Here is a 25,860-nt window from a genome sequence, read left to right as displayed (position 1 = left end):
CGGTGGCGTCTTCGCCGGGGTCGAGGAGCAGGAGGCGCTGGCCCGCCTCGCCGGCGGCGAGCTGGAGGTCCGCGGTCGACTCGTCGACGCCTCCAACGCGACCCTCTACGCGGTGGTCCACGACGCGGAGGGCCGCGAGCTGCCCTGCGTCTACAAGCCCGTCGCCGGGGAGCGACCCCTGTGGGACTTCCCCGACGACACCCTGGCCCGCCGCGAGGTGGCCGCCTACGTCGTCTCCGCCGCCACCGGCTTCGACGTCGTGCCCCCCACCGTCTTCCGCGACGGACCGGCCGGCGAGGGCAGCGTGCAGCTCTGGTTGAGCCCCCTCGGATCCGACCCCGGTCCCGACCCCGCGGACGGGACCGCCACCGACGAGGAGGAGGACGCGGGGGAGGACGTCGAGGAGATCCCGCTGCCCACCCCCGGTGCCGACCTCATCGACATCCTCAGCCCCCGCCGCGTCCCCGAGGGCTGGCTCACCGTCCTGCACGCCGAGGACGGCCGCGGCCGCCCCGTGGTCCTCGCCCACGCCGACGACGAACGCCTGCGCCGCATCGCGCTGCTCGACGCCGTGGTCAACAACGCCGACCGCAAGGGCGGGCACGTCCTGCCCGGCCGCGACGGCGGCGTCCACGGCGTCGACCACGGGCTGACCTTCCACGTCGAGCCCAAGCTCCGGACCGTGCTGTGGGGCTGGGCCGGGCACCGCCTGAGCGGGTCCGAGCGCGACGTCCTCACCCGGCTGGCCGACGCCCTGCAGGGCGAGCTCGGCGAGCAGCTGAGCGCCCTGCTCGCCGTCGAGGAGGTCGTGGCCACCCTGGAACGCGTCCAGCACCTCCTGGACACCGACCGCCTGCCCCGCCCCCACCGCGGCAACCCGCTGCCCTGGCCGCCCTTCTGAGGGTCGACCCCCCACCGACGGGTACGTTGACCCCGTGCGTTCCTGGCCCGCCCCCGCCCCGTCCACCCTGCCCGGCGAGGGCCTCCTCCCCGGTCGCGGACCGCGGGTCGTCCTGCACGACACCGCGACGGGGCAGCGGCACCCCACCGGCCCCCAGGACGTCGCGGGCGAGGCCACCCTCTACGTCTGCGGGATCACCCCCTACGACGCGACCCACCTCGGCCACGCCAACACCTACGTCGCCTTCGACCTGCTCGGACGGGCCTGGCGCGACGCCGGGCACCGCGTCCGGTACGTCCAGAACGTCACCGACGTCGACGACCCCCTGCTGGAACGGGCCACCGCCACCGGCGTCGACTGGCAGGAGCTCGCCGCCTCCCAGGTCCAGCTGTTCCGCGACGACATGACGGCGCTCGCGGTCGTCCCGCCGGAGCAGTACCTCGGCGTGGTCGAGGCCGTCGACCTGGTCGCCCAGGGCGTGCGGGACCTGCTCGCCGCCGGTGCCGCCTACCGGGTCGCGGGCCGGGAGGGCGAGCCCGACGGCGACGTGTACTTCGCCATCGGGTCCGACCCGGCGTTCGGTCAGGTGTCGGGCTACGACGAGGCGACCATGCTGCGGTTGTCGGCCGAACGCGGGGGCGACCCCGACCGCCCGGGCAAGCAGCACCCCCTGGACCCGTTGCTGTGGCGGGTGGAACGGCCCGGGGAACCGGCCTGGGACGCCGACGTCCTCGGCCGCGGCCGGCCCGGCTGGCACATCGAGTGCACGGCGATCGCGTTGCAGCACCTGGGGATGCCGATCGACGTCCAGGCCGGGGGCAGCGACCTGGTGTTCCCCCACCACGAGATGGGGGCCGCGCACGCCGACCTCCTGCGCCCGGACGCGCAGCCGTTCGCCCGGGTCTACGCGCACTCGGGGATGGTCGCTCTCGACGGCGAGAAGATGAGCAAGTCCAGGGGCAACCTGGTCCTGGTCTCGAAGCTCCTCGCCGCCGGGGAGGACGCGGCCGTCGTCCGGCTGGCGATCGTGGCCCACCACTGGCGCGCCGACTGGGAGTGGACCGACGCCGTCCTGGGCGAGGCCCGCGACCGGTTCGCGACCTGGCGTCGCGCGTTCGCCGCGCCGGCCGGTCCCGACGGGGCCGCGGTGCTGGCCGCGGTCCGGGCGCGGCTGGCCGACGACCTCGACGCCCCGGCCGCGATCGCGGCGGTCGACGCCTGGGCCGCCGCCGCCCTGGCCGGCTCCGGTGACGACGGGGGGGCGCCGGACCTGGTGCGCCGCACCGTGCTCGGGTTGCTGGGGGTCGCGGTGCCGGTCGAGGACCGGGAGGGCTGAGCCGTGCCCGCGCCCGGGACGCCGTTGCGTCGACTGGGTTTTCTCACCATGGGGACCTTCGACCCGGCCGACCCCGGACCGGGGCACGCCTTCACGCTCGACCTCATGGTCCTCGGCGAGGAGCTGGGTCTGGACTCCGTCTGGTTGCGCCACCGGCACCTGCAACCGGGCATCTCCTCGCCGACGGCGATCCTGGCCGCGGCCACCCAGCGGACGTCGCGGATCGAGCTGGGGACGGCCGTCACCCCGCTGGGGTGGGAGAACCCGCTGCGGCTGGCGGAGGACCTGGGCACCGTCGACGTGCTCAGCGGCGGCCGGCTCAACCCCGGGTTCTCGACCGGACGGCCCATGAACTTCGAGGCCTACCGCGACGCGTTGTACCCGGGCACGGCCGACGCCGAGGAGTTCGGCTACGAGCGGATGGAACGGCTGCTGCGGGCCCTGGCCGGTGAGCAGGTCTCGACGCTGACCGGGACCCGGGGCGTCGAGGTGTTCTCGCCCCGGGTGGAACCGCACGCGCCGGGGCTGCTGCGCCGCACCTGGTTCGGGGCGGGCAGCACCCGCTCGGCGGTGTGGGCCGGCGAGCACGGGCTGAACCTGCTGTCCTCCTCGATCGTCAAGGCCGAACCGCTGGAACCGGGTGGTCCCGAGGTCACGGACTTCGCGACCGTGCAGGCCGCGCAGGTGGGCGCGTTCCGGGCCGCGCACCCGGCCGGGGCGGCGGCCCGGGCCTCGCAGGGACTCGTGGTCGTGCCGACCGACTCGGCCACCGCGGCGCAGCGTTCCGCCTACGCCGCCTACGCCGAGGCGCGCCTGCCCCGGACCCGCGCACCGCAGGGACCCGCCCGGATGATGTTCGCCCCCGACCTGGTGGGTCCGGCCGAGCGGATCGCCGAGGAGCTCTACGCCCACGCCGGGTTCCGCGCGGTCGACGAGGTGGTCTTCGCCCTGCCGTTCGCGTTCCAGCCCGAGGACTACCGGCAGATCCTCACCGACCTGGCCACCCGGCTCGGGCCCCTGCTGGGCTGGGAACCCCGGGAACCCCGGGAAACCCAGACGTAACCGGGCGGGGTGCTCCACCGAAACCCGTCGACGGTTCACTGTCGCTCAACGACGTCTCCCCGCGGGAGGCGGTGACCCGGGTCGCCGCCGCGCCGGGGCCGCGTCTCCCGTCCCGACGACAGTGAGCAGGTACCCGTGGACACCGGAAGCACCGCTTGGATCCTGGCCTCGTCGATGGCCGTCAGCCTCATGGTCCCCGGCCTCGCCCTGTTCTACGGGGGCATGACCGCGGCCCGCAGCACGCTGAACATGATGATGATGGTCTTCGGCGCGGTCGCCGTGACCGGTGTCCTCTGGATCCTCTACGGCTACTCCGCGGTGTTCGGGAACTCCTACGGCGGCGTCGGGATCCTCGGCGACGTCACCGAGTACCTCGGCCTCGGCCAGCTGCTCGTGGAACAGCCCGACCTGACCCTGCCGCCCGCTCTCGTCGCGGCGTTCCAGGCCCTGTTCGCGGCCATCACCGTGGCCCTCGTCGCCGGGGCCGTCGCCGACCGCATGAAGTTCGGGGCGTGGATGGTGTTCGCCGGGTTCTGGGTGAGCCTGGTCTACCTCCCCGTGGCGCACTGGGTGTTCGCGTTCGACGCCGCCGACGGTTCGGTCGTCGGGGGCTGGATCGCCAACCGCCTGGGGGCCATCGACTTCGCCGGGGGCACCGCCGTCCACATCAACGCCGGGATCGCCGGGCTGGCCCTCGTGCTCGTGCTCGGCCGGCGCACGTCGTGGCCGCGTCCGTCCCGTCCGCACAACCTGCCCGCGACCGTCCTCGGCGCCGGGATCCTCTGGTTCGGCTGGTTCGGGTTCAACGGTGGTTCGGCCCTGGCCGCCGGCAACGCCGCCTCGGTCGTGTTCCTCAACACCTTCGGTGCCACCTGCGCCGCGCTGCTCGCCTGGCTCGTCGTGGAGAAGCTCCGCGACGGCCATGCCACCACGCTGGGGGCCGCCTCCGGGGCCATCGCCGGGCTCGTCGCCATCACGCCCTCCTGCGGGGCCGTGTCGCCGGTCGGCGCGCTGCTCGTCGGTCTGGTGGCCGGTGCGGTGTGCCCGCTCGCCGTCGGTCTCAAGCACCGCTTCGGCTACGACGACGCCCTCGACGTCGTCGGCGTGCACCTGGTCGGCGGCGTGATCGGCACCCTGCTGATCGGGCTGCTGGCCACCGACGCCGCGCCGAACGGACGCGCCGGGCTGTTCTACGGCGGCGGGTTCGGCCTGCTCGGGGTGCAGGCCGTCGCCGCGGGCGCGGTCATGGCCTACTCCTTCGTGGTGACGCTGCTGCTCGCCCTCGTGCTCAAGGCGGTCATGGGGCTGCGCGTCACCGAGGCGGCCGAGGTGCAGGGCGTCGACGTGGCCGTGCACGCCGAGAGCGCCTACGACCTCGCCGCGGGCAGCCCCGTCGGCGGTGGTTCCCTGCCGCACCCGATCGCGACGGCCGCCCCCCGCCGGGGCAGCGCCTCGACCCCGGTCGTGGAGACCGTCCTGGACTGACCCCGGCGGGCGCGTCCGGCTGGGCGCGTCCCCTCGGCGCGTCCGTCCGGGCGCCACCCGGGAGCGGGCAGGATGGCTCCATGAGCGACCTGACGCCGGGCGAACCCTGGGTGGAGCCGCAGCGCATCGAGCTCGACCCCGTGCCGTTGGCGGTCCTGCGGGCCGAGCGGGCCACCCTGGCCGACCTGCCCCGGCTGTTCGACACGGGCTACCGGCGCCTGGGGGCGCTGCCCGCGGCGGGGGTGGAGCTCGCCGGACCCGCCGTGGCCGTCTACCGCGGCGATCCCCAGGGCGTGTTCGACCTCGAGATCGGGTTCCCGCTGCAGGTCCCGCTCGAGCGGGCGCTGCCCGGCGCCGCGGGGGAGAGCGACGTGGTCGCCTCGGTGCTCCCGGCCGGTCCGGCCGTGGCGGTCTCGCACCTGGGCGGTTACGAGGGGCTGGGGGCGGCCTGGGTCCGGTTGCTGGAGAAGTCCGGGGCCGAACCCGCCGGGACTTTCGTCGAGGTCTACGTGAGCGACCCGTCGCAGCCCGGGACGCCGCGCACCGACCTGCTGCTGCCGCTCGGCCGACCGGGCGGCGCGTCGCGGCCCGACGGGGGGACGAGGGTTCGTCCACCCGGGTGATCAACCTCGGGTAAGGTCAGGCTTCGCTTCCCCGCGACCGGTGGGAGCTCCCCGACCGAGGAGACCTGTCCCGTGCGCGCGCCCCTCCGGCCCCTCCGGCCCCTGCGGTCGACCACCCTGCTGCCCGCGGCCGCCCTCGGGCTCGGCCTCGCTCTCGGTGGCTGCGGCGCCTCCGAACCCGTCCCCGCCGCGACCGCGACGCCGGCCGAGGCGGGGCAGGGCAGCACGCGGTACCCGCTCACCCTGGACAACTGCGGCCAGACGGTGACGTTCGACGCGGCCCCGCAGCGGGTGGTCTCCCTCGACCAGGGGTCCACCGAGATCCTGCTCTCCCTCGGGTTGGCCGACCGGGTGGTCGGGACGGCGTCCTGGACCGACCCGGTGCTCCCGGCGCTGGAGGCGGCGAACGCGGACGTGCCACGCCTGGCCGACAACGCGCCCACCTACGAGGTCGTGCTGGACACCGACCCCGGGTTCGTCACCGCCTCCTTCGGGCGGCACTACAAGACCGGTGGGGTGGCCGAACGCGCCCGGTTCGCCGAGAGCGGGATCGAGTCCTACCTGTCGCCGACCGACTGCGACCACGGCGTGAGCATCAACGGGGGCGGGGGGAAGCGCTCCACACCCCTGACCATGGACGCCGTCTACGTCGAGATCCGCGAACTGGCCGAGATCTTCGACGTGCGCGACCGCGGTGAGCAGCTCGTCGCGGACCTGGAGCAGCGCCGTCAGGCGGCCCTGGCCACGATCGACGCCTCCGACCGCACGGTCGCGTTCTGGTTCGCCGACACGAAGACCCCCTACGTCGCCGGGGGGACGGGGGCCCCGCACGCCCTGGCCGTCGACGCCGGGGTGGAGAACGTCTTCGACGACCTGCGCGACGACTGGACGGCCGTCGGGTGGGAGACCGTGGTCGAGCGCGACCCGGAGTTCCTCGTCCTGGGCGACCTCGCCCGCGACCGGTTCCCCGGCGACCGGTTGGCCGACAAGGAGGAGTTCCTCCGCACCGACCCGCTGACCGCCACGATGACCGCGGTGCGCGAGCAGCACTACGTCGCTCTGCACGGGGCGGAGATGAACCCGTCCATCCGGGCCGTCGACGGGTTGGAGAAACTCGCCGCGGGGTTGTCGACGACCGGGGCATGAGCACCCTGCGATCCCTACCCGCCCGGGGGAACGGCCGGGCGGCCCCCCGTGCGCCCCGGCGGGGCCGGGCGCGCGCCGTCCTCGTGCCCGTGGCCGCCCTGGTGGTCCTCGTCGTCTCGGTGGTCGCGGCGACGACGCTGGGCCCGGCCGACGTCTCGGCGGTCAACGTGCGCGACGTCCTGACCAACCACCTCGGGTTCACCGACATCCCGGTGCGGGTCTCCGAGGACGCGATCGTCTGGAACGAGCGGTTGCCGCGCGCCCTGGTGGCGGCCTGCGTGGGCGCCGGCCTCGGGGTGTCGGGGGCGATCCTGCAGTCGTTGCTGCGCAACCCGTTGGCCGACCCGTTCGTGCTCGGGATCTCCTCGGGTGCCTCCACCGGGGCGGTGCTGGTCGGGTTCCTCGGGCTGGGGGCGGGGGTCCTGGGCCTGTCCGGGGGTGCTTTCCTGGGTGCCCTCGTGGCCTTCGGCACGGTGCTGCTGCTGGACCGGTTGGTCGGCGGGCACGGTGACCGGGTGATCCTCGCCGGGGTCGCGAGCACCCAGCTGTTCTCGGCCCTGACCTCCTTGGCGATCTTCGCCTTCGCCGACTCCGACGAGAGCCGGGGCGTCCTGTTCTGGTTGCTCGGCTCGCTGGAGGGGGTGCGTTGGGACGACGTCGTGCTCTGCGCCGTGGCGGTGGTCCTGGCCCTGGCGGTCTGCCTGCTGCGGGCCCGCGAGCTGGACGCCTTCGCCTTCGGCGACGCCGTCGCCGCGACCCTGGGCATCGACGTCGCCCGGGTCCGGGCCCTGCTGCTCGTGGTGACCGCGCTGGTGACGGCCGTCCTGGTCAGTGTCGCCGGGGCGGTGGGTTTCGTCGGTCTGGTCCTGCCGCACGCGGCGCGCTTCCTGGTCGGGCCCCTGCACACCCGGCTGCTGCCCACGACCGCCGCGCTCGGCGCGGTGTTCATGGTGTGGGTCGACGCCGGGTCCCGGGTCGCCTTCGCCCCGACCCCGCTGCCGGTCGGGGTGGGGACGGCGCTGGTCGGCGTCCCGGCGTTCGTCGCCCTGCTGCTGCGCGGCTCGGCCCGAAGCCGGTTCGCGAGGGGCACGGCATGACCCTGGACGCACGCACGGTCAGCTGGGACCGGGGCGGTCGCCTCGTGGTCGACGGGGTGAGCCTGGCCCCGGCGCCGGGGGAGACGGTGGGGCTGCTCGGCCCCAACGGGTCGGGCAAGTCCTCGCTGCTGCGGCTGCTGGACGGGGTCGTGCGGCCCACGGCCGGGGTCGTCGCCCTGGACGGCCGCGACCTGACCCGGGTGCCGCGCCGGGAGGTGGCCCGAGCCGTCGCCGTCGTCGGTCAGCACGCCGCCACCGAGGTCGACCTGACCGTGCGCGAGGTCGTCGAGCTCGGACGGCTCCCGCACCGGACCTCCTTCGGCGGCGACCGCGCGGCCGACGAGGCCGCGGTGGCCGAGGCGCTGGCCCGCACCGGACTGACCGACAAGGCCGAGCAGCTGTGGCGCCGGTTGTCCGGCGGTGAGCAGCAGCGGGCCCACATCGCCCGGGCGCTGGCCCAGCAGCCGCGGGAGCTGCTCCTGGACGAACCGACCAACCACCTCGACATCCGCCACCAGCTCGACGTCCTGGACCTGGTCACGCGGCTCCCGGTGACCACCGTCGTCGCGCTGCACGACCTGAACCTGGCCGCGATGTTCTGCGACACCGTGCTGGTCCTGCGGGCCGGGCGGGCGGTCGCGGCGGGGACCCCCGCCGCGGTCCTCACCCCCGAGCTCATCGCCGACGTCTACGGGGTCGCCGCCGAGGTCGGTCACGACGCCGAGGGTCGGCCGAGCATCCGTTACCGGGTGGGCGTGCGGGTCTGAGCGGGGCTCAGGGGGAGGGGCGCAGCGTGCTCGGCCCCCCGGCCAGCACCGCCGCCGCCAGCGCCCGCGAGGCGGGACGGTCGGCGGTGCGCGGGTTGGTGAGCAGCACGAGGTCGATCGTGCCGAGCTCGGGCAACCGGTGCTTCTCACCGAGGGCCACGAGCTGCACCGGGACCAACGAGGCGGCCAGGCAGGAGATCCCGATCCCGGCCGCGACCGCGGCGATCAGTCCGTTCACCCCCCGGCACACGCAGGCCGAGCGGTAACCGAGGCCGGCCCGTCCCAGCGCGGTGTGCATGGCCTGGGCCGAGATCGACTCCTTGGGGTAGGCCGCCAGCGGGACCGGCTGCCCGAGGTCGAGGCGGGTGGTGGGCGTCCCCACCCAGACCAACCGTTCCCGTTTCACCAGCGTCCCCTCGCCGGACCCGCTGGGACGCTTGCCGATGAAGATGTCCAACCGGTCGTTGCCCAGGCGCCGGTGCAGCGTCCCGGACTGGTCCACCGTGAGTTCCAGGTCCACCCGCGGGTTCTCGGCCCGGAAGTCGCGCAGGATCTGCGGAAGCCGGGTCAGGGCCAGGTCGTCGGACATCCCGATCCGCAACCGCCCGACGGGGCGGACCCCGGAGAAGTAGGCGCTCGCCTCGGCGTGCGCGGTGAGGATCGTCCGGGCGAACCCGATCATCGCCTCGCCGTCCGGGGTCAGGTCGACGGTGTGCGTGTCCCGTTGCACGAGAACCCGTCCGACGCTGCTCTCGAGTTTCTTGAGGTGCTGGCTCACCGTCGACTGACGCACCCCGAGCCGCGCCGCGGCCTGGGTGAAGCTGTGGGTCTGGGCCAGGGTCAGGAACGTGCGCAGCTGGACCGGGTCGTAGCCGGCGCTCGCCACCGACGGGTCGACGGTCATCCGGTTCCTCCCGCCTCGCTCCGGGCTATCGCGGAACACGATAGCTGATAAGTCGGTCATCACGTCGATGAGTTGCCCGGGACAACCGATAGTGGAAGGGCACCCCGCACCACGAGAGGACCCGTGTGACCCCGCCGGCCCCCGCCGAGACCCATCCCGACGCCCTCCCGCCCCTCCCCGCCACCGCCCCCCCGAGCCGCGGACCGCGACGCACCTTCGCCGCCCTGGAGGTCCCGAACTTCCGGACCTACGCCGTCGGGCAGGCGTTCGCCAACACCGGCGTCTGGCTGCAGAACATCGCCCTGGACTGGCTGGTGCTGCAGCTGACCGGCAGCGCCACCGCGGTCGGCATCACGATGGCCTGCCAGTTCCTGCCGATCATGCTGCTGGGGATGCACGGCGGCGCCCTCGCCGACCGCCTGCCCAAGCGCCGGGTCCTGATGCTCACCCAGGTGCTCAACGCCGGGTTGGCGGCGACACTGGCGGTCCTCACCCTCTCCGGGGCGATCACCCCGACCCTGATCTACCTCCTGGCCCTGGCCGCGGGGACGGTGCTGGCCCTGGACAACCCGACCCGGCAGGCGTTCGTCGGCGAGGTGGTCCCGGCCGAGCACCTGCGCAACGCGGTCGCGCTGAACGCCGCGGTGTTCCAGAGCACCCGGCTCGTCGGCCCCGCCCTGGCCGGGGTCCTCATCGCCACGGCCGGCACCGGGTACGCCTTCGCCATCAACGCGGTCCTCATGCTGGTCCCAGTGATCACGCTCTCGCTGATGCGGGTGGAGGAGCTGCTGCCCGCGGCCCGGGTGGAGCACGCCGAGCGCAAGGTGTCCGCGGCCCTGCGGCACATCGCCGAACGGCCCCACGTGGCCCGCACGATCGTCCTGGTCGGGGTGTTCGGCACGTTCGGTCTGAACTTCCCGGTGGTCCTCACCGCGATGGCGGCCGACACCTTCGGCGGGGACGCGAGCCTCTACGGCTTCTTCAACCTGGTGCTCGCCGTCGGGTCCATCCTCGGGGCGCTGCTGGCCGGGTCCCGGCAGCACACCCGGGTCCGGCTGATCCTCGCCCTGGCCGCGGTGTTCGGCCTGTCGCAGACGCTGGCCGCGTTCGCCCCCGGCGTCGCGTGGTTCTGCGTCGCCCTGCTGGTCATGGGGGTCAGCAACCTCGCCTTCCAGGCGATGGCGAACTCCTCGGTGCAGCTCTGGGTCGAACCCCCCTACCGCGGCCGGGTCATGGGCCTCTACATGCTGGTGTTCATGGGCGGGACCCCGATCGGCGCGCCGCTGGTCGGCTGGGCCGTCGAGGAGTTCGGCGTGCGGGCCGGGATGGCCGCGTGCGGCGCGATCCCGCTCGCCGTCGCCCTCGGTCTCGGCGTCGTCCTCACCGTCCGGGCCCTGCGCGACGCGCGTCCCGCGGCCCCGGAGCTCGTCGCGGCCTGAGCCGGGCCGGACTCAGGGGGTGGGCGGAGAGACGCGTCGTGCCCAGGCGGCGGTACGAGGATCGTGGTTCCTGGTCATCCACCACTCCTCGAGGTTGGCGCGTAGGGTGAGGACGAAGGCGTCGTGCGCCATCCGGGGGTCGAGCATCGACGGGGACAGGGGCAGTCGCACCTGCCAGCGCTCCGTCGCGGCCGCCGGGTCCGCGGCGGCGCGGACGTGCAGCACGAGCAGCCCGGAGTCGACGTCCCCGCCCGGCAGGAGGTCCAGCCGCTCGACCGTGAGTCGATGACGGTCGCTCGGCACCAGCGGGCGACTCAGCTCGGTGGCGAGCGTGTCGGGATCGCAGGGGAGAGACGACACGTTTCCCCCCGTCAGATGTTCTGGTAGACGGGGCAGTCGGTTCGGTAAGTCGAGGTGGCGGCGCTCTCGGTGATCGCCGGCTGAGCGGCCGTGGTCGACTCAGTTACCTCGTAGGCCGTGATGATGCCCTGGGGGGAGACGCCAGAACCGTGAAGGGCGCCGCCGTTGTAGATCACCCGGAACAGCTCATGACAGGTGCCGAAGCCTGTGCGGCCGGGATGCCGGTCCAAAGGCTCAACAGGGTCACCGCAGCGCTCATCACGGTCAGCCGTCGGATACGCATGTGCGCTGCCTCTCTGGAGGTCGATGATTGCCCCGAAGCATCACATGTCGGTGCGGCGAGATCAACAACCCAATCTGATGCCCGCACAGGTGGCGAGCCGGGCACCGGTGCGGCGGCTACTGTCGGTGCTGCTGCAGCTGCGACTGGACGACCGAGCTCAGGTGCTGCAACTGGTTCGGGCCGAGCTGACGGACCTCGCCCTCCAGCCGCCGCACGACGTGCGGGTCCTCGAGCATGCGCTCGGAACTCTGCAGCAGCACCGTGCCGGCGCCGGTGAAGTCGTACTGCCGTTCCTCGCCCGAGCGGGTCCCGAACAGCGCCCCGCGGGCCGCGCCCAGGAAGTGCCCCATCCACCCGGCGTCGAAGTGCTGGGAGGGGGCGGGGCAGTCGGCCCAGCCGACCAGGGCCTCGGGGTCGACCCGGACCGGGGGTTCCACGAAGATCACCGGGCCCGAGGAACTGGCCAGGAACTTGCCCGTCCCGATGAGGGTCAGGAACCCCGGGATGATCGACTCCTTCAGCTCCAGGGTCGCGTCGAAGGCCAGCAGGTTCGCGGCCCGGACGGTGAGGTTCCCCTCGTCGAGGTCGTAGGAGTTGATGTCGTACCCCCGGTCACCGAGGATCACGTGCCCCTGGCCGTTGGCCACCACCCAGTCCCGGCTGTACAGCGGGGAGGAGAACCGGGAGGCGACCATGCCCGCGACCGAGGACGCGGTGAGCGGTTCGAACCGGATCGTCCCCCCGCCCGCGGCGTAGTAGGCGATCATCGACCCGGTCTGCATGAACAGCGGCCCGGTCAGCCGGACGCAGTAGGCGTAGGCGTTGTCGGGCAGGTTGTCGTGGTCGGGCAGGGTGCGCGGGTCCAGCGGCTGCGGCGGGTTGGCGGTGGCGTTCATCCTCGGACCCCTCAGAGTTTCTTCTCGGACGCCTGCACGTAGACCGTGCCCACGCCGGACACCTTGAGCTGCACCGCTTCCCCGGACCCTCGCCCGACGGCGTCACGCCAGGAGACGTTGGTGGAGACGTCCAGGCGCAGGTCGCCGACGTGGGCGACGTAGGCCTGCGGGTCGACGACGATCTGCTGCGCCCCGCCCACCGGGAGGGCGAACGTTCCGCCGTGGGAGAGCACCGCGACCGAACCGCGCCCGGACAGCTGCGTGGTGAACAGTCCCTGGCCGGTGACCGCGCCGCGGACCGCGCCGCGCAGCCCGCCCTGCTGGCCGAGGAACACCACCGAGGAGGACAGGTTCGCGTCGTGGGCCAGCAGTCGGTCGGCCTCGACGGAGACGGCCTGGGAACCGTCGAGGTCGATGACCGTCACGTGGTGGCCGCGGAAACCGTAGTGCACGGTCCCGGAACCCTCGGCGACCATGAGCGGCACCGCCTCGCCCTGCATCCCGCGGGCCAGGGCCGCGGCGATCCCCCCGCCGTACCCGCCGCCGCCGGGGCCGGAGGACACGGGGGAGAAGGCGATCCGTCCGGACGTGGCGAGCATCGCCCCGCGTCGGGCCAGGACCTCCCCGCCCGGTCGCACGTCGACGCTCACGACCTTGGACGTGACTTTCGTGAAGGCCATCAGCGTTCCTCCGGCTGGATGTAGACGACGCCCTCGCCCTCGAAGCGCAACGAGAACGCCTCCCCGGAACTCTCCCCGACGAGGTTTCGCCAGGACACGTCGGTGACGAAGGACTGCCGGACGTCGCCGACGCAGCCGATGTAGGCGTCGGGGTCCACCACCAGCGGGCAGTCCGGCCCCACCCGCAGCGCGATCGGTGGACCGCCGAGGGAGATCAGCGCGGCGGGGCCGTGGCCGGTGACCGTCGTCGTGAACAGGCCCTGGCCGCTGGAGGCGCCCTGCAGACCGGTGAAGGTGACGTCGGTGCGCAGCCCGGCCGAGAGCGCCAGGATCGCCTCCGACTCCGCCTTCAGCGTCTGCCCGGCGAGGTCCAGGACGAGGACGTAGCCCGCGTCGACGGCGAAGTGCACCGTCCCGCGACCGCTCACGTCCATGAGGGACAACGACTCCCCGGTCACCCGCTGCTTGAGCGCGGCGCGCAGCCCGCCCCCGCCGCCCATGCCCGCGCTCTTGAAGGCGACGTCGCCCTCGTAGGCCACCATCGACCCGCTCGCCGCGCGCACGGCGGAGTCCTTGCCCCCGTCCAGCTCGACCACGAGCACCCGGGGGGTCTGCAACCGCCACGCCATGCCGGTCACCGTAGCGGGGGGTTCGGGGCCCCGGTCCAGGGACCCGGTTCCAGCACCTTGGGCGGCGGTCCGTAGGGGTTGGGCCCGCCGACGGTGTCCTGCACGTGGAAGACCAGCAGCACGATCCCGCCGAAGGGCACCGCCCCGAGCAGCACCCACCAGCCCGAGCGGCCGACGTCGTGCAGCCGGCGCACGCTGACCGCCAGGGAGGGCAGCGCCAGGGCCAGCAGCACGAGGATCATGACGAGGTAGATGCCGCCCGCCACCACGACGCCGGCGCCGCCGAGGGACCCGCTGTCCTGACCCGTCGCCGCCTGCACCCCGGCGGTCAGCGCGAGCACCAGCATCAGCAGGACGACGAAGGCGAAGGAGAAGACGAGCACGGCGAACTGGAACCACCAGTACTCCGAGCGGCGGGCCCGCCCGGAGAACCGGGCGTACTGGCGCAGGCAGGATCGGACGGCCTCGACGGGTCCCATGGTTCTCCTCGCGCTCGGCGCCGCACCGGGTGCGCGGACCGCTCGAACGGCTCGAGCATGATCGGGCCGCCCCCGCGTCGTCGCGGCGGGGCGGGTCGGGTCACCCGTTCGCCGGATCGAGCCGCACGGGAGGGACGGCTCAGCCGCGGCGGGGCGGGTCCTCCCGGCGGCGCAGGTAGCGCTCGAACTCCCGGGCGATCGCGTCGCCGGTGGCCTCGGGCAGCTCGGCGGTGTCCTTGGCCTGCTCCAGCTGCTGCACGTACTCGGCGATCTCGGCGTCCTCGCCGGCGAGCTCGTCCACCCCTCGCTCCCAGGCGCGCGCGTCCTCGGGCAGGTCCTCCAGCGGGATCGCGACCTCGAGCAGTTCCTCGACGCGGTGCAGCAGGGCCAGCGTGCCCTTCGGCGAGGGCGGCTGGCCGACGTAGTGCGGCACCGAGGCCCACAGCGACAGCGACGGGATGCCCGCCCGGGCGACGGCGTCCTGGACCACGCCGACGATGCCGGTGGGCCCCTCGTACCGGGAGGGTTCCAGCGCCAGGCGCCCGGCCAGCTCGGTGTCGTCGGTGGATCCGGTCACCGGCAGCGGACGGGTGTGCGGCACGTCGGCCAGCAGCGCGCCCAGGGTCAGCACCAGCGAGGCGTCGTGCGCCTGCGCGTGCTGCACCAGTTCCTGCGTGTAGGTGCGCCAGCGCATCGAGGGTTCGACCCCGCGGACCAGCAGCAGGTCGCGCGGCGCGTCGGGCAGGCGCACGTAGGAAAGCCGGGTGGTCGGCCAGGTCAGCTGCCGGTGCCCGTCCTCGTCGAAGTGCACGGTCGGACGGTTGACCTGGAAGTCGTGGTACTCCTCCGGGTCGAACTCGGCCAGCTCGGTGGCGTCGAAGACCCGGTGCAGGTGGGCGATCGCGGTGCTGGCGGCCTCCCCGGCGTCGTTCCAACCCTCGAACGCGGCCAGCACCACCGGGTGGCGCAGCCCGACCGGAGCCGGTCCGGCGGCGGGGTTCGGGGTGGGCGAGGGTTCGTCGGGCACCGCTCCAGCCTACGGTCCCCGACCCCGCCCGCCCCTCCCGCGACCCTCCGTGCGTCCCCGCCCGACGGCCGCGGACTCGCGCGGGGACGCCCGCGGGCAGTCCCTAGACTTCGCCGACGATGAACACCCTCACGCCCCGCGGGGACGCCGAGCCGCCCGCCGAGCCGCCCGCCGAGCCGCCCGCCGATGCCCGTCCGCTGCCGGCCGCGGTCCTCTGGGACATGGACGGCACGATCGTCGACAGCGAACCGGACTGGATCGCCGCCGAGACCGAGCTGCTGGCCCGGCACGGCGTCGGGTGGTCGCACGAGCAGGCCCTGGCCCTCGTCGGGTCCGCGCTGCCGGACTCCGGGCGCGTCCTGGCCGCCGAGCTCGCCGCCGTCGGGGTCGTGGTCGACCCCGTCGACATCATCGAGGAGCTCGTCACCGCGGTCGCCGCCCGCACCGCCGCGGCCGTGGTGTGGCGCCCCGGCGCGCTGGACCTGCTGCGGGCCGTGCACGCCGCGGGCATCCCCTGCGCGCTGGTCACGATGTCGTTCCGCCGGCAGGCGCAGGTCGTCGCCGACCGCGTGCCCGGCACCTTCTCCGTCCTGGTGACCGGTGACGAGGTGAGCCGGGGTAAACCGGACCCCGAGCCCTACCTGCGGGCCGCCGAGCTGCTCGGCGTCCCGGCGCAGGACTGCGTCGCCGTCGAGGACTCCCTCACGGGACTGGCCTCGGCGGAGGCCGCCGGGTGCGTCGTGCTCGCCTGCCCGCACCTCGTCGAGATCCCCGCCGCCCCCCGCCGCAACCGGGTGGCCTCGCTGGCCGACGTGGACCTCGACCTGCTGGGCCGGATGGTGAACGGGGACCTGGTCGACCGGCTGACCTGACCCGGGTGGGGAACGGGGAAGGGGCCGAACGTGTCCCCCGTTCGGGGGACAGGCCGATCACCGACGGATCGCCACCCCCTCCTACACTCGTGGAGTGGTACCGACGAGCACCCGCGACACCGCCCCGGCCCGCCGCCCCGGCATCCCGCTGGGCCGACCGTTCGGGGTGCCGCTGTTCCTGGCGCCGTCCTGGTTCCTCTTCGCGGGCGTCATCGTCCTGATCTTCGGACCGATCGTGGAGACCCGGATCCCCGGTCCCACGACCGACCCCGCCACCGCCGCCACCGCCTACGCCGTCGCCTTCGGCTACGCCGTCCTGCTCCTCGTCTCGGTCCTCCTGCACGAGATCGCCCACGCCGTCGCCGCCCGGGCCGTGGGCATGCGGGTCGCCGGCATCGTCCTCAACGTGTGGGGCGGGCACACCTCCTTCCGTGAGGACGTCAGCAGCCCCGGACGCAGCCTGCTCATCGCCGTCGTCGGCCCGATCACCAACGGCCTCATCGCGCTGCTGGCCTACCGGGTCGCGGCGGGTGCGTCGGCCGGGCCCAACGACCCGGGCACCCTCGGCATCGGCGGCCTGCTGCTCGGCGCGCTCGCCCTGTCCAACCTGCTGCTGTGCATCTTCAACCTGCTCCCGGGCCTGCCCCTCGACGGCGGGCACGCGCTGGAGGCCCTGGTCTGGAAGATCCGCGGGGACCGCCTCGCCGGAACCGTCGCCGCCGCCTGGACCGGCCGGGTCCTCGCCGTCGCCGTCCTCGCCCTGGCGATCCTGCTGCCCTGGCTGCGCGGCGGTCAGCCCTCGTTCACCAGCGTCATCTGGGCCGGGCTCGTCGGGGCGCTGCTGTGGCAGGGCGCCTCCGCCTCGCTGGCCTGGGCCGGGCAGGCCCGCCGCGTCCCCCACCTGTCGGCCCGCACCCTGCAACGACCCGCCATCGCCGTCGCCTCCGGGGCCAGCGTCGAGGAGGTCGTCCGCTCCGCGCGGGCCGCCATCGACGCCGGGGCCACCCGCGGCGGGGACGGCGACCTGGAGGTCGTCCTGGTCACCGACGCCGGGGTGCCCGTCGCGGTCGTCGACACCGCCGCCCTGCGCCGCATCCCCGCCGAACGGCGCGGCGAGGTCGGCATCGGCGCCGCCGCCCGCGCCCTGCCCCCGCGCGCCTGGGTCCCCGAGGACCTCGCTGGGGAGGAACTGCTCGCCACCCTCACCGCCCGACCCGGCGAGCACGTCGTCATCGGCGGCGGCGGGCGCGTCGTCGGCCTCCTGCACACCGGCGACGTCGTCGCCGCAGTCACCCGCCGCTGATCGGGGGACCCCGCCCGGGCGGGTAGCGTCAGGCCCCCGGGCCGAGCGCCCGACCGACCCCCGATCGAAGGACAGCTCCGTTGACGACGACCCCCGCCGCCCCCACCACCACCCCCACCGGGGCGGGAACCCGGCGCGGAGCGCTGCGCGCCGGTGAACGGGTGCAGCTCACCGACCCGCGGGGCCGCCGGCACACCATCACCCTCACCCCCGGCCAGGAGTTCCACACCCACCGCGGCCGGTTCACCCACGACGACCTCATCGGTCGCCCCGACGGCACCGTCGTCACCAACACCGCGGGCATCGAGTACCTCGTCCTGCGCCCCCTGCTCGCCGACTTCGTGCTCTCCATGCCCCGCGGTGCCGCCGTGGTCTACCCCAAGGACTCCGGCCAGATCGTGCAGATGGCCGACATCTTCCCCGGCGCCACCGTCATCGAGGCCGGTGTCGGCTCCGGCGCCCTCACCATGTCGCTGCTGCGCGCCGTCGGCGACGGCGGGCGGGTCCTCTCCTTCGAACGCCGCGACGACTTCGCCGCCGTCGCCCGCGGCAACGTCGAGACCTTCTTCGGCGAGCCGCACCCCGCCTGGACCCTCACCGTCGGCGACCTCGTCGAGGCCCTCCCCGCCGCCGGCCTGGACTCCGCGGCCGGCACCGGGGCCGACCGGGCCGTCCTCGACATGCTCGCCCCCTGGGAGTGCCTCGACGCCGTGGCCGCGGCCCTGGCCCCCGGCGGGGTGCTCATCTGCTACGTCGCCACCGCCACCCAGCTGTCCCGGGTCGCCGAGACCGCCCGCGCCTCGCAGGCCTGGACCGAACCCGAGGCCTGGGAGTCCATGGTCCGCGGTTGGCACCTCGAGGGCCTCGCCGTCCGCCCCGACCACCGCATGGTCGCCCACACCGGTTTCCTCATCACCATGCGCCGCCTCGCCGACGGCGTCCGCCCCCCGCTGCGCAAGCGCCGGCCCGCCCCCGGCGCCTACGGCGAGGACTTCCAGGCCTCCGCGGCCGCCCAGGGCGCCGGCGACACCTCGCCCACCCCCGGTGAGGAGCGGCCGGCGGGGGAGCAGGACTACGGCGTCCGGCCCGTCTCCGACAAGAAGGTCCGCCGGGCCGTCCGGGACGCCGCCGCCGGGGCCGACGCCTCGCGCGCCGCCACCGACCTCGCCGCCGACGGGACGGAGCGGGGATGATCGACCGGCTCCCCGGCCGCACCGTGCCGCTGGGGGGCGTGCGGGGGATGAGCGTCACCCGGTGGTTGCCGCACCGGGGACTGCCGACCGTGGGGCCGTGGTGCTTCCTCGACCGCATCGGACCCCAGGAGGTCGACATGCGCGTCCTCCCGCACCCGCACACCGGCCTCGCCACCGTCACCTGGCCGCTGGCCGGCCGCATCCACCACCGCGACTCCCTCGGCACCGACGTGGTGGTCCGCCCCGGCGAGCTCAACCTCATGACGGCCGGGCGCGGCGTGTCCCACTCCGAGTTCTCCCTGGGCGAGCGGCCCCTGCAGCACGCCGTCCAGCTCTGGCTGGCCACCCCACCCGAGACCGACGACCGTCCGGCCCGCTTCGAGCAGTGCCGCGACCTCCCCGTCCTCGACCGACCGGGCCTGCGCGCCCACGTCCTGCTCGGGACCCTCGACGACGTCCACTCACCGGCCACCTCGCCCACCCCCGGGGCGCTCGCCGCCCAGGTCGAGCTCGCCCCCGGGGGCCGCGCCGACCTCCTCCTCGCCCCGACCGACGAGCACGCACTGCTCCTCCTCGACGGCGACGCCGAGCTCGAGGGGCAGCCCCTGAGCACCGACGACCTGCACGTCCTCGTCCCCGGACGGGGCGGTGCGGCGCTCGCCAGCCACGCCGGGGGACGGGTGCTGCTGATCGGGGGGCCGCCCTGGCGCGAGGACCTGGTCATGTTCTGGAACTTCGTCGGCCGCAGCCACGAGGCGGTGGCCGCCGCCCGGGCCGACTGGGAGGCGCAGGCCACGAGCGGCGACGGGCGGTTCGGGACCGTGCCGGGCCACGGCCGGGCGGAGCGCATCCCGGCCCCGCCGCTGCCGCCGGTCCGGCTCACGCCGCGGCGGCGGGCGGGACACCCGGGGACCGAGGGGCGGGCCGCTCCGCCGGCGATGAGCTGAGATCGGACGACGCCGGGGGCTTGTCACAGACCACGCAACGTGTTCGCATGTTCGGCACACAGGTAGCGCTCAGGTGCTGCCTGCCCGTTCGCCGTCGAGCAAGGGAGCCGAGCCGTGCAGCGTCCCCCCACCGATCCCCGCACCTCCGGGGCCGTCCGCGCCCCCCGCCGTCGGGGTCGCCGGTCCCGTCGGGCGCTGACCCCGGCACTCGTGCTGGCCCTCGGTCTGGCGACCCCCGGGGCCGTCGCCGTCGCCGCCCCCGACGCCGCCCCCACGCCGGCCCGGGCCGCGACGGTCGACCTCCCCGCCCCGGCGGTGACCGGCGGGCTGACGACCGGGTTCGAGGCGTCGGGCGGGTCGGCCTGGACGACCCTGGAGCAGGAGCAGGCCTTCCTCGCCGCCCTCGACGAGACCAGTCCCCGCCTGCGCGTGGAGGAGATCGGACGGACCGCGCAGGACCGGCCGCTGCAGCTGCTCGTGCTGGGCGCGAGCACGGCCCCCGACGCCGCCACCGTCGCCCGGGGCAGCTCGGTCCTGTTCACCTGCACCCAGCACGGCGACGAGCCGAGCGGGCGCGACGCCTGCCTCTCGCTGGCCCGCGACCTGGCCACCACGTCCGACCCGGCGACGCTGGAGCTGTTGCGGCGCAGCACCGTCCTCATCGTCCCGACGGTCAACCCCGACGGCGTGGCCGCCGACACCCGGCAGAACTCCGAGGGCGTCGACATCAACCGCGACCACCTGCAGCTGCAGACCGTCGAGGCGCAGACCCTGGCCCGGGTCCTGCGCGACCTGCGCCCCGACATCGTCCACGACCTGCACGAGTACGGACCTACGCCTGACGTCTACGACCGCGACTTCATCGCCCTGTGGCCGCGCAACCGCAACGTGGACGACCGGGTCCAGGACCTCTCCCGGGTGCTCACCGAGCAGGCCGTCCTCCCCGCCGTCGACCGGGGCGGGTTCTCCACCGGCATCTACGGCTACCGCTACGACCGCAACGGCGACGTCTACGCCCAGGCCGCGGGCGACGGCCAGGAACGGATCCTGCGCAACACCGTGGGGCTCAAGCACAGCCTGGGGATCCTGGTCGAGGCCTCCAACGGCCCGGCCGACGAGCGCGAGGCCGCCAACCCGGCGCTGCTGAACCAGCGCCGCTGGGCGACCCAGGTGCTCGGGGCGCGGGCCGCGCTCGGCCTGCTCGCCGAGCAGCGTTCGGAGATCGCCGACGCGACCGCCGCCTCCGCGGCCCGCGCGGCCGACGGGGTCGACCTGGTGGCCTACGCGGGGGCGGACAACGAGCTGCCCGCGCCCGACGAGGTCGACCTGGCCCCGCCCTGCGGGTACCTGCTGAGCGCCGAGCAGGCCGCCCGGGTCGCGCTCCAGCTCGACCTGCACGGGTTGCGCACGGAACCGGGCGGGAGCACCACCGGTGCCGCCGAGGGTGACGTCCTCGTCCCCACCGACCAGCCCGGCCGCGTCCTCGCCTCGCTCCTGCTCGACCCGCAGGCGCAGTACGGCCTGTTCCCGGCCGAGACGCCCGAGGGCGACCCCACCGGCGACACCACCCGCCCCGTCGCCTGCGACTGACCCACCCCACCCCCATCCCGACCCCCGACCCCCGACCCCCGACCCCGACCCCGACCCAGCTCATCCCGCCCTCTTCACCCCGCCCTCCTCACCCACCCGTGATCAAGGGATTCCTCCGGGTCCTGCCCCAAGGACGTGCGAGACGGGGGAGGAAAATTCCTTGATCACGGGGGGGATGGGGGTCGGGCGGGGGCGGGTGGCCGAGCCCGGGTGGGGTTCGGTGGGGGGTCAGCGGGGGGTGGCCGCCGCCGGCGGGGGAGGGTCCTGGTGGTCCGGGTGGGAGGCCGAGCCGGGGTCGAGACCCTCACCCTCGGCCAGCCGCTTGTCGAAGGTGACCCGCACCAGCTCGAACCCCTTCAACCGGGCGGCCTTGGCCTGCCCGGCGTAGGCGCGCTCGTCGGCCTCGGTGAGCTCGACCGCGTCGGTCAGCGGGGTGAGCAGGGCCCGGGGGTAGAGGCGGTTGACCCGCACGACGTCGCCCTCGACCGCCAGCACCACCGCGACCGAGGCCACGTACAGGAAGGCCAGCAGCCCGAGGACCAGGGCGAAGATGAAGTTGGTGTCGCTGGCCCGGCGCATCACCTCGTCGACCAGGTTGCCGCCGAAGTTCTGCAGCAGCAGCCAGATCACGGCCGCGAAGATCCCCCCGGGCACGACCTGCGCGAACCGGGGCCGGTGGGCCGCGGCGAGGCGGAAGGCGACGCTGAACGCCAGGGCGGTGAAGACCGCCGCCGCCGCGCGGCTCAGACCGTTGAGCACCGTCTCCCAGGTGCCGGTCGCGCCCAGCCAGCGCCCCACGTCGGCGCTGATCGCGGACAGGATCGTCGTCCCCAGCACGAACAGGCCGGCCGTGACGATGAGCAGCAGGCTGCGCAACCGGGCCTGGATCGGGTTGGGCCGCTCGTTGCGGGGGATCGCCCAGGCGATGTTGACCGCGTTCTGCAGGGCCAGCCCCACCCCGAGGGCCCCGTAGAGCGCCCCGAGGGATCCGATCACGATCCCCAGCGCCCCCCCGCCCAGCCGCTCCGGTTCCTCGAGCTGGGTCCCGATGACCGGGAACTGCCCGAGCGCCGAGGAGATGACCGCGTCCTGGGCCCGGGGATCGTCGGCCAGCACGTAGCCGAGCACGGTCGACATGAGCAGCAGCAGGGGGAACAGCGACACGAACGCGTAGTAGGTGATCAGCGCGGCCAGGTACCCGCCCTGGTCGTCGAAGAACTTGTAGAGCACCGACAGCGGGTAGCTGACCCCCCGGTGCCGACGTTGGAAGGCATCGGTCGCCGAGATCACGGACACGAGGCCCTACCTTAAGGAGCCCCCGGCCCCTGTGCCGGTCGGCCCACGACCTCGGCGACGACCTCGGCGATGATGCCGGTGACGCCCGCCCAGACCGCGGAGGTGGGGTCGATCACGTCGAAGTGGTCGGCCTCCTCCTCGACCACGTGGACGCGGTCACCCGCCGCCCGTGCGGCCCGCGCCCAGGAGCGGGAGACGTCGAGCAGGTCCGGGTCGTCGCGGGTGCCGCAGACCACCACCGTCTCGGCGCCCAGGGGGAGGCGGTGGCGCGGGGAGGACTCCCGGTAGACGTCCGGGAGCTCGGCCGGGGGGCCACCCAGGGCGAGCGGCACCGCCCCGTTGCCCAGCCCGCGCTCGTGCCCGACGACCAGGTCGAGCACGCCGGCCAGGGACACGGTCAGCCGGGGGACCGGCCCCCCGGACCGGACCAGGTCGGCGGCGAGCCGGGTGACGAGCTGGCCGCCCGCCGAGTGCCCGACCAGGACGACCCGGTCCGGGTCGATCGGCGCGCCCGCGGCCACCGCCCGGGCCAGCGCCGCGTGACCGGCGGCGACGTCGGCGGCGGTGCCCGCCCACCCCGCGTCGGGTTCGCCGACCGCGTGCGGACGGCGGTACTCCAGGTTCCAGGAGGCCCACCCGCGCGCGAGCGCGTCGAGCGCCAGCGGCTCCATCAGGTCGTTCTCCCACTGCGGGCGCCAGTACCCGCCGTGCACCAGGACGAGCACCGGGACGGGGTGGCGCGTCGAGGCGCCGGGCGGCAGACGCAGCTCGGCCCGCTGGTCCGGGTGGTCCCCGTAGTTCACGACCTCGGCGGGGGAACGCTCGGCCACGTCGAGGGCCGCGACCGCGGCGGCCAGGCCGGCGATCCCCCGGCCCCGGACGTGCCGGGCCAGCCGGGGGTCGCGGTCCGGGGCGCTCAGGGTGGCGTCCACGCGCACGAGCCGACCCGCGCCGGGGGCGGGTCGACCGACGGGGTCGGGCCCACCGGCCGGGTCGGTCGGGTCGGGCGGGCCGAGCAGGTCGGCCACCGCGACCTCCGGGCCCGGCCAGAGCACCCGTGACGACGTCCCGGCCCGGTCGCGGGCCCAGGCCGTGAGCTCCGCGAGGTCCGCGGCGACCCGCAGGTCCACCGCCCGCCCGCAGGCCGCGGCCGCGCGCGCGAGGATCTCCCGCGCGGTGCGCTCGTCGTCGAGCACCCCCGGCCCTGCGAGGACCGCGACACCGCTCTCCGGGGCGGGCACGTCAGACCCCGATCTCGGTGCGCACCGCGAAGAGTTCGGGGAAGAAGGTCAGCTGCAGCGCCTTGGCCAGGAAGGAGGCGCCGCTGGAGCCACCCGTGCCGTGCTTGAACCCGATCGTGCGCTCGACGGTCTTGAGGTGGCGGAACCGCCACAGCTGGAAGTTGTCCTCGAGGTCGACGAGCTCCTCGCAGGCCTCGTACTCCTCCCAGTAGGTCCTGGCCTCGGAGTAGATCGTCGAGAACACCGCGGTGATCCGCGGGTCCGGCGTGTGTGCCTTCGTCACGTCACGCTCGAGGACGTCGCCGGGCACAGGGTGCCCGCGCCGGGCCAGCAGGCGCAGGAACTCGTCGTAGAGGCTGGGCGCGGCGAGCAGACCGGCCAGCTCGGCGTGCACGGCCTCGTCGTGGGCGAACACGGCCAGCATGTCCGCGTTCTTGTTGCCCAGCAGGAACTCCACCGCCCGGTACTGGTGGCTCTGGAACCCCGAGGAGTTGGCCAGGAACCCCCGGAACTGCGAGTACTCCGTCGGGGTCAGCGTCGCCAGCACCGACCACTGCTCGGTCAGGGTGCGCTGGATGTGCTTGACCCGGGCGATGTTCTTCAGCGCGACCTTGAGGTCGTCCTCGCGCAGGGCGGTGCAGGCCGAGCGGAGCTCGTGCAGCACCAGCTTGAGCCACAGCTCGGAGGTCTGGTGCTGGATGATGAAGAGCATCTCGTCGTGGTGCTCGGGTGCCGACAGCGGGTGCTGGGCCCCGAGGAGCTCGGGCAGGTGCAGGTAGGAGCCGTAGGACATCCGGTCGCGGAAGTCGGTGCGCACGCCGTCCTCGACGGCCCGGGTGTTGCCCGCGACCCCCTCGGGCGCCGCGATCCCCTGGGGCGCCGCGATCCCATCGGGCCCCGCCGGGCTCATCGGGCGTCCCGTTCGGCGAGCAGCTGCTGCAGGGCCTGCACCCCGGCCAGCGTCTCGGCGAAGGACGTCGACAGCGGGGCGAGCCCGATCCGGATCCCGTCGGGGTGGCGGAAGTCCGGCAGCACGCCCCGCGCCCACAACGCGTCGTTGACGGCCTGGAAGTCGTGCCGGCGCACGGTCACGTGCCCGCCGCGGGCGTCGGGGTCGCGCGGGGTGGCCACCTCGACCCCGGCGGGGGCGAGCAGCTCGTCCACGGCGTCCAGGCAGAACGCGGTGAGGGCCTGCGACTTCGCCCGGACGGCCGGCATCCCCACCTCCTCCAGCACGTCGAGGAACGCGCGCAGCGGGACCATGGCCAGGATCGGGGGCGTGCCGCTGACCAGCCCGCGGGCGCCCGCGGCCGGTTCGTAGCCCTGGCCCATCGCGAACGGCTGGGCGTGGCCCATCCAGCCCTGCACGGGCTGGTGCAGCCGCCCGTGGTGGCGCGAGGCCAGGTAGCCGAAGGCCGGGGCTCCCGGACCGCCGTTGAGGTACTTGTAGGTGCAGCCGACGGCCAGGTCGACCCCCCACCCGTCGAGGTCGAGCTCGACGGAACCGACCGAGTGGCTGAGGTCGAAGAGGGCCAGCGCGCCGGCCTCGTGGGCCGCGGCGGTGATCGCGGCGGCGTCGGCCAGGTGCCCGGAGCGGTAGGCGACGTGGCTGAAGGTGACCAGGGCCGTGCGGGGTCCCAGCAGGGGCCGGACCTGCTCCACGGTGATGCCCGCCGCGGGGTCGGTCTCGACCCAGCGCAACCGAGCGCCGCGCTCGGCCGCGATCCCCTCCAGGACGAAGCGGTCGGTGGGGAAGTTGTCGGTGTCGCAGACGATCTCGTCGCGGCCCTGGGCCAGCCCGGCGTCGAGCGCGGCCCGGACCAGCTTGTAGAAGAGCACCGTGGTCGAGTCGGCCACCACGGTCTGCCCGGGGGCCGCGCCCAGGCAGACCCGGCCGAGCTGGTCGCCCACGACCTCGGGCCAGGCCATCCAACCGTCGCTCCACCCCTGGATCAGCCGCCCGCCCCACTGCTGCTCGACGAAGGCCGACAGCGCCGCCGCCGAGGCCCGCAGCGGCCGGCCGAGGGAGTTGCCGTCCAGGTAGGCGCTCACCCCGGGGGCGGCCTCCAGCAGGAAGTCGGTCCTCCGGGCGGCGAGCGGGTCGGCGGCGTCGAGCTCGGCCGCCCGTCGCGCGAGGTCGCCGGGCCGGGGGGCGTCGGGCGCGGGGTCGGGGGTGGCCGTCGTGGTCATGCCCAGACCGTAGGGCAGGGCTCCGACACGACCCCGGGGGAGTGCCCGACACGCTCGTCCCGGTGATCGCCCGTGCGCCACGCCCCGCGCGGGTTAGGGTCGAATGCATCCACC

26 protein-coding genes are annotated in these 25,860 nt (G+C 74.6%); 14 read left to right on the top strand and 12 right to left on the bottom strand.

Going from position 1 to position 25,860, the window contains the following annotated elements:
• Positions 1 to 37: 37 nt before the first annotated feature.
• The 8 genes from ACFFKU_RS12355 (at position 38) to ACFFKU_RS12320 (ending at position 8,417) form a co-directional block, all read left to right on the top strand.
• Positions 38 to 901, top strand: a complete 864-nt coding sequence (locus ACFFKU_RS12355) for an Rv2133c family protein (protein ID WP_380138698.1) — start codon at positions 38 to 40, stop codon at positions 899 to 901.
• Between the two features lie 34 nt (positions 902 to 935).
• Complete coding sequence (gene mshC / locus ACFFKU_RS12350; RefSeq protein WP_380138332.1) at positions 936 to 2,237, top strand: cysteine--1-D-myo-inosityl 2-amino-2-deoxy-alpha-D-glucopyranoside ligase; 1,302 nt, start codon at positions 936 to 938, stop codon at positions 2,235 to 2,237.
• Between the two features lie 3 nt (positions 2,238 to 2,240).
• On the top strand, positions 2,241 to 3,299 hold the full coding sequence (locus ACFFKU_RS12345) for an LLM class flavin-dependent oxidoreductase (RefSeq protein WP_380138331.1): 1,059 nt from the start codon (positions 2,241 to 2,243) through the stop codon (positions 3,297 to 3,299).
• Between the two features lie 135 nt (positions 3,300 to 3,434).
• Complete coding sequence (locus ACFFKU_RS12340) at positions 3,435 to 4,784, top strand: ammonium transporter (protein WP_380138329.1); 1,350 nt, start codon at positions 3,435 to 3,437, stop codon at positions 4,782 to 4,784.
• An 80-nt stretch (positions 4,785 to 4,864) separates the two neighbouring features.
• On the top strand, positions 4,865 to 5,407 hold the full coding sequence (locus tag ACFFKU_RS12335; protein WP_380138327.1) for a GyrI-like domain-containing protein: 543 nt from the start codon (positions 4,865 to 4,867) through the stop codon (positions 5,405 to 5,407).
• A gap of 117 nt (positions 5,408 to 5,524) precedes the next feature.
• Entirely contained in the window at positions 5,525 to 6,553 is a 1,029-nt protein-coding gene (locus ACFFKU_RS12330; RefSeq protein WP_490054852.1) for an ABC transporter substrate-binding protein, read from the top strand.
• Positions 6,550 to 7,650: a FecCD family ABC transporter permease gene (locus tag ACFFKU_RS12325; RefSeq protein WP_380138326.1), complete on the top strand. Its 1,101-nt coding sequence runs from the start codon at positions 6,550 to 6,552 to the stop codon at positions 7,648 to 7,650. The genes ACFFKU_RS12330 and ACFFKU_RS12325 overlap by 4 nt, the downstream gene beginning before the upstream one ends.
• Entirely contained in the window at positions 7,647 to 8,417 is a 771-nt protein-coding gene (locus ACFFKU_RS12320) for an ABC transporter ATP-binding protein (RefSeq protein WP_380138324.1), read from the top strand. The genes ACFFKU_RS12325 and ACFFKU_RS12320 overlap by 4 nt, the downstream gene beginning before the upstream one ends.
• A gap of 7 nt (positions 8,418 to 8,424) precedes the next feature.
• Here the strand turns inward: ACFFKU_RS12320 and ACFFKU_RS12315 are convergent, their stop codons facing one another.
• Positions 8,425 to 9,321: a LysR family transcriptional regulator gene (locus tag ACFFKU_RS12315; protein ID WP_380138322.1), complete on the bottom strand. Its 897-nt coding sequence runs from the start codon at positions 9,319 to 9,321 to the stop codon at positions 8,425 to 8,427.
• Between the two features lie 125 nt (positions 9,322 to 9,446).
• On the opposite strand from ACFFKU_RS12315, the gene ACFFKU_RS12310 reads away from it, so the two are divergent.
• Positions 9,447 to 10,760 carry an MFS transporter gene (locus tag ACFFKU_RS12310; RefSeq protein WP_380138321.1) on the top strand — a complete coding sequence of 438 codons (1,314 nt, stop codon included), beginning with the start codon at positions 9,447 to 9,449 and terminating at the stop codon, positions 10,758 to 10,760.
• Positions 10,761 to 10,772: 12 nt separating this feature from the next.
• On the opposite strand, the gene ACFFKU_RS12305 is transcribed toward ACFFKU_RS12310, so the two are convergent.
• From ACFFKU_RS12305 to ACFFKU_RS12275, 7 genes are all read right to left on the bottom strand, one after another.
• The gene (locus tag ACFFKU_RS12305) at positions 10,773 to 11,120 is read right to left on the bottom strand and encodes a hypothetical protein (protein ID WP_380138319.1); all 348 of its coding nucleotides are present in this window, start codon (positions 11,118 to 11,120) and stop codon (positions 10,773 to 10,775) included.
• 11 nt (positions 11,121 to 11,131) lie between these two features.
• Positions 11,132 to 11,296 (bottom strand): hypothetical protein, encoded by a 165-nt coding sequence (locus ACFFKU_RS12300; protein WP_380138317.1) that lies wholly within the window; start codon positions 11,294 to 11,296, stop codon positions 11,132 to 11,134.
• A 223-nt stretch (positions 11,297 to 11,519) separates the two neighbouring features.
• The gene (locus ACFFKU_RS12295) at positions 11,520 to 12,299 is read right to left on the bottom strand and encodes an AIM24 family protein (protein ID WP_380138315.1); all 780 of its coding nucleotides are present in this window, start codon (positions 12,297 to 12,299) and stop codon (positions 11,520 to 11,522) included.
• A gap of 11 nt (positions 12,300 to 12,310) precedes the next feature.
• Positions 12,311 to 12,979, bottom strand: a complete 669-nt coding sequence (locus ACFFKU_RS12290) for an AIM24 family protein (RefSeq protein ID WP_380138313.1) — start codon at positions 12,977 to 12,979, stop codon at positions 12,311 to 12,313.
• Entirely contained in the window at positions 12,979 to 13,608 is a 630-nt protein-coding gene (locus tag ACFFKU_RS12285) for an AIM24 family protein (protein ID WP_380138311.1), read from the bottom strand. Before ACFFKU_RS12285 ends, ACFFKU_RS12290 begins: the two co-directional genes overlap by 1 nt.
• A 5-nt stretch (positions 13,609 to 13,613) precedes the next feature.
• Positions 13,614 to 14,087, bottom strand: coding sequence for a DUF805 domain-containing protein (locus tag ACFFKU_RS12280; protein WP_380138309.1), 474 nt, complete (start codon positions 14,085 to 14,087; stop codon positions 13,614 to 13,616).
• A 139-nt stretch (positions 14,088 to 14,226) separates the two neighbouring features.
• Positions 14,227 to 15,057, bottom strand: coding sequence for a PAC2 family protein (locus ACFFKU_RS12275; protein WP_380138696.1), 831 nt, complete (start codon positions 15,055 to 15,057; stop codon positions 14,227 to 14,229).
• Between the two features lie 176 nt (positions 15,058 to 15,233).
• On the opposite strand from ACFFKU_RS12275, the gene ACFFKU_RS12270 reads away from it, so the two are divergent.
• The 5 genes from ACFFKU_RS12270 (at position 15,234) to ACFFKU_RS12250 (ending at position 21,019) form a co-directional block, all read left to right on the top strand.
• Positions 15,234 to 15,986: an HAD family hydrolase gene (locus ACFFKU_RS12270; RefSeq protein ID WP_380138307.1), complete on the top strand. Its 753-nt coding sequence runs from the start codon at positions 15,234 to 15,236 to the stop codon at positions 15,984 to 15,986.
• Positions 15,987 to 16,080: 94 nt separating this feature from the next.
• A complete protein-coding gene (locus tag ACFFKU_RS12265; protein WP_380138306.1) occupies positions 16,081 to 17,289 on the top strand; it encodes a site-2 protease family protein in 1,209 nt (402 codons plus the stop codon).
• Positions 17,290 to 17,369: 80 nt separating this feature from the next.
• Positions 17,370 to 18,482: a tRNA (adenine-N1)-methyltransferase gene (locus ACFFKU_RS12260; RefSeq protein ID WP_380138305.1), complete on the top strand. Its 1,113-nt coding sequence runs from the start codon at positions 17,370 to 17,372 to the stop codon at positions 18,480 to 18,482.
• The gene (locus ACFFKU_RS12255; protein WP_380138303.1) at positions 18,479 to 19,429 is read left to right on the top strand and encodes a pirin family protein; all 951 of its coding nucleotides are present in this window, start codon (positions 18,479 to 18,481) and stop codon (positions 19,427 to 19,429) included. The genes ACFFKU_RS12260 and ACFFKU_RS12255 overlap by 4 nt, the downstream gene beginning before the upstream one ends.
• A gap of 114 nt (positions 19,430 to 19,543) precedes the next feature.
• On the top strand, positions 19,544 to 21,019 hold the full coding sequence (locus ACFFKU_RS12250; protein WP_380138302.1) for a M14 family metallopeptidase: 1,476 nt from the start codon (positions 19,544 to 19,546) through the stop codon (positions 21,017 to 21,019).
• Between the two features lie 228 nt (positions 21,020 to 21,247).
• On the opposite strand, the gene ACFFKU_RS12245 is transcribed toward ACFFKU_RS12250, so the two are convergent.
• Genes ACFFKU_RS12245 through ACFFKU_RS12230 form a run of 4 tightly spaced genes read right to left on the bottom strand, consistent with a single transcriptional unit; the run spans position 21,248 to position 25,746 of the window.
• On the bottom strand, positions 21,248 to 22,315 hold the full coding sequence (locus ACFFKU_RS12245) for a YihY/virulence factor BrkB family protein (RefSeq protein ID WP_380138300.1): 1,068 nt from the start codon (positions 22,313 to 22,315) through the stop codon (positions 21,248 to 21,250).
• A gap of 11 nt (positions 22,316 to 22,326) precedes the next feature.
• On the bottom strand, positions 22,327 to 23,556 hold the full coding sequence (locus ACFFKU_RS12240) for an alpha/beta hydrolase (RefSeq protein WP_380138298.1): 1,230 nt from the start codon (positions 23,554 to 23,556) through the stop codon (positions 22,327 to 22,329).
• Between the two features lies 1 nt (position 23,557).
• A complete protein-coding gene (gene kynA, locus ACFFKU_RS12235) occupies positions 23,558 to 24,466 on the bottom strand; it encodes a tryptophan 2,3-dioxygenase (protein ID WP_380138296.1) in 909 nt (302 codons plus the stop codon).
• Complete coding sequence (locus ACFFKU_RS12230; RefSeq protein WP_380138294.1) at positions 24,463 to 25,746, bottom strand: kynureninase; 1,284 nt, start codon at positions 25,744 to 25,746, stop codon at positions 24,463 to 24,465. The genes kynA and ACFFKU_RS12230 overlap by 4 nt, the downstream gene beginning before the upstream one ends.
• Positions 25,747 to 25,860: the final 114 nt, after the last annotated feature.

This window comes from Kineococcus gynurae, from assembly GCF_042433995.1.
GTDB lineage: Bacteria > Actinomycetota > Actinomycetes > Actinomycetales > Kineococcaceae > Kineococcus > Kineococcus gynurae.
The sequence above is the reverse complement of the archived record's forward strand: the minus strand, read 5'-3'. Positions and strand labels throughout refer to the sequence as shown.

Coding starts and splice junctions, on each gene's coding strand:
- kynA (WP_380138296.1), bottom strand. CDS start 24,466: ATGAGCCCGGCGGGGCCCGATGGGATCGCGGCGCCCCAGGGGATCGCG.
- ACFFKU_RS12270 (WP_380138307.1), top strand. CDS start 15,234: ATGAACACCCTCACGCCCCGCGGGGACGCCGAGCCGCCCGCCGAGCCG.
- ACFFKU_RS12230 (WP_380138294.1), bottom strand. CDS start 25,746: ATGACCACGACGGCCACCCCCGACCCCGCGCCCGACGCCCCCCGGCCC.
- ACFFKU_RS12295 (WP_380138315.1), bottom strand. CDS start 12,299: ATGAACGCCACCGCCAACCCGCCGCAGCCGCTGGACCCGCGCACCCTG.
- ACFFKU_RS12290 (WP_380138313.1), bottom strand. CDS start 12,979: ATGGCCTTCACGAAAGTCACGTCCAAGGTCGTGAGCGTCGACGTGCGA.
- ACFFKU_RS12285 (WP_380138311.1), bottom strand. CDS start 13,608: ATGGCGTGGCGGTTGCAGACCCCCCGGGTGCTCGTGGTCGAGCTGGAC.
- ACFFKU_RS12280 (WP_380138309.1), bottom strand. CDS start 14,087: ATGGGACCCGTCGAGGCCGTCCGATCCTGCCTGCGCCAGTACGCCCGG.
- ACFFKU_RS12335 (WP_380138327.1), top strand. CDS start 4,865: ATGAGCGACCTGACGCCGGGCGAACCCTGGGTGGAGCCGCAGCGCATC.
- ACFFKU_RS12255 (WP_380138303.1), top strand. CDS start 18,479: ATGATCGACCGGCTCCCCGGCCGCACCGTGCCGCTGGGGGGCGTGCGG.
- ACFFKU_RS12315 (WP_380138322.1), bottom strand. CDS start 9,321: ATGACCGTCGACCCGTCGGTGGCGAGCGCCGGCTACGACCCGGTCCAG.
- ACFFKU_RS12325 (WP_380138326.1), top strand. CDS start 6,550: ATGAGCACCCTGCGATCCCTACCCGCCCGGGGGAACGGCCGGGCGGCC.
- ACFFKU_RS12320 (WP_380138324.1), top strand. CDS start 7,647: ATGACCCTGGACGCACGCACGGTCAGCTGGGACCGGGGCGGTCGCCTC.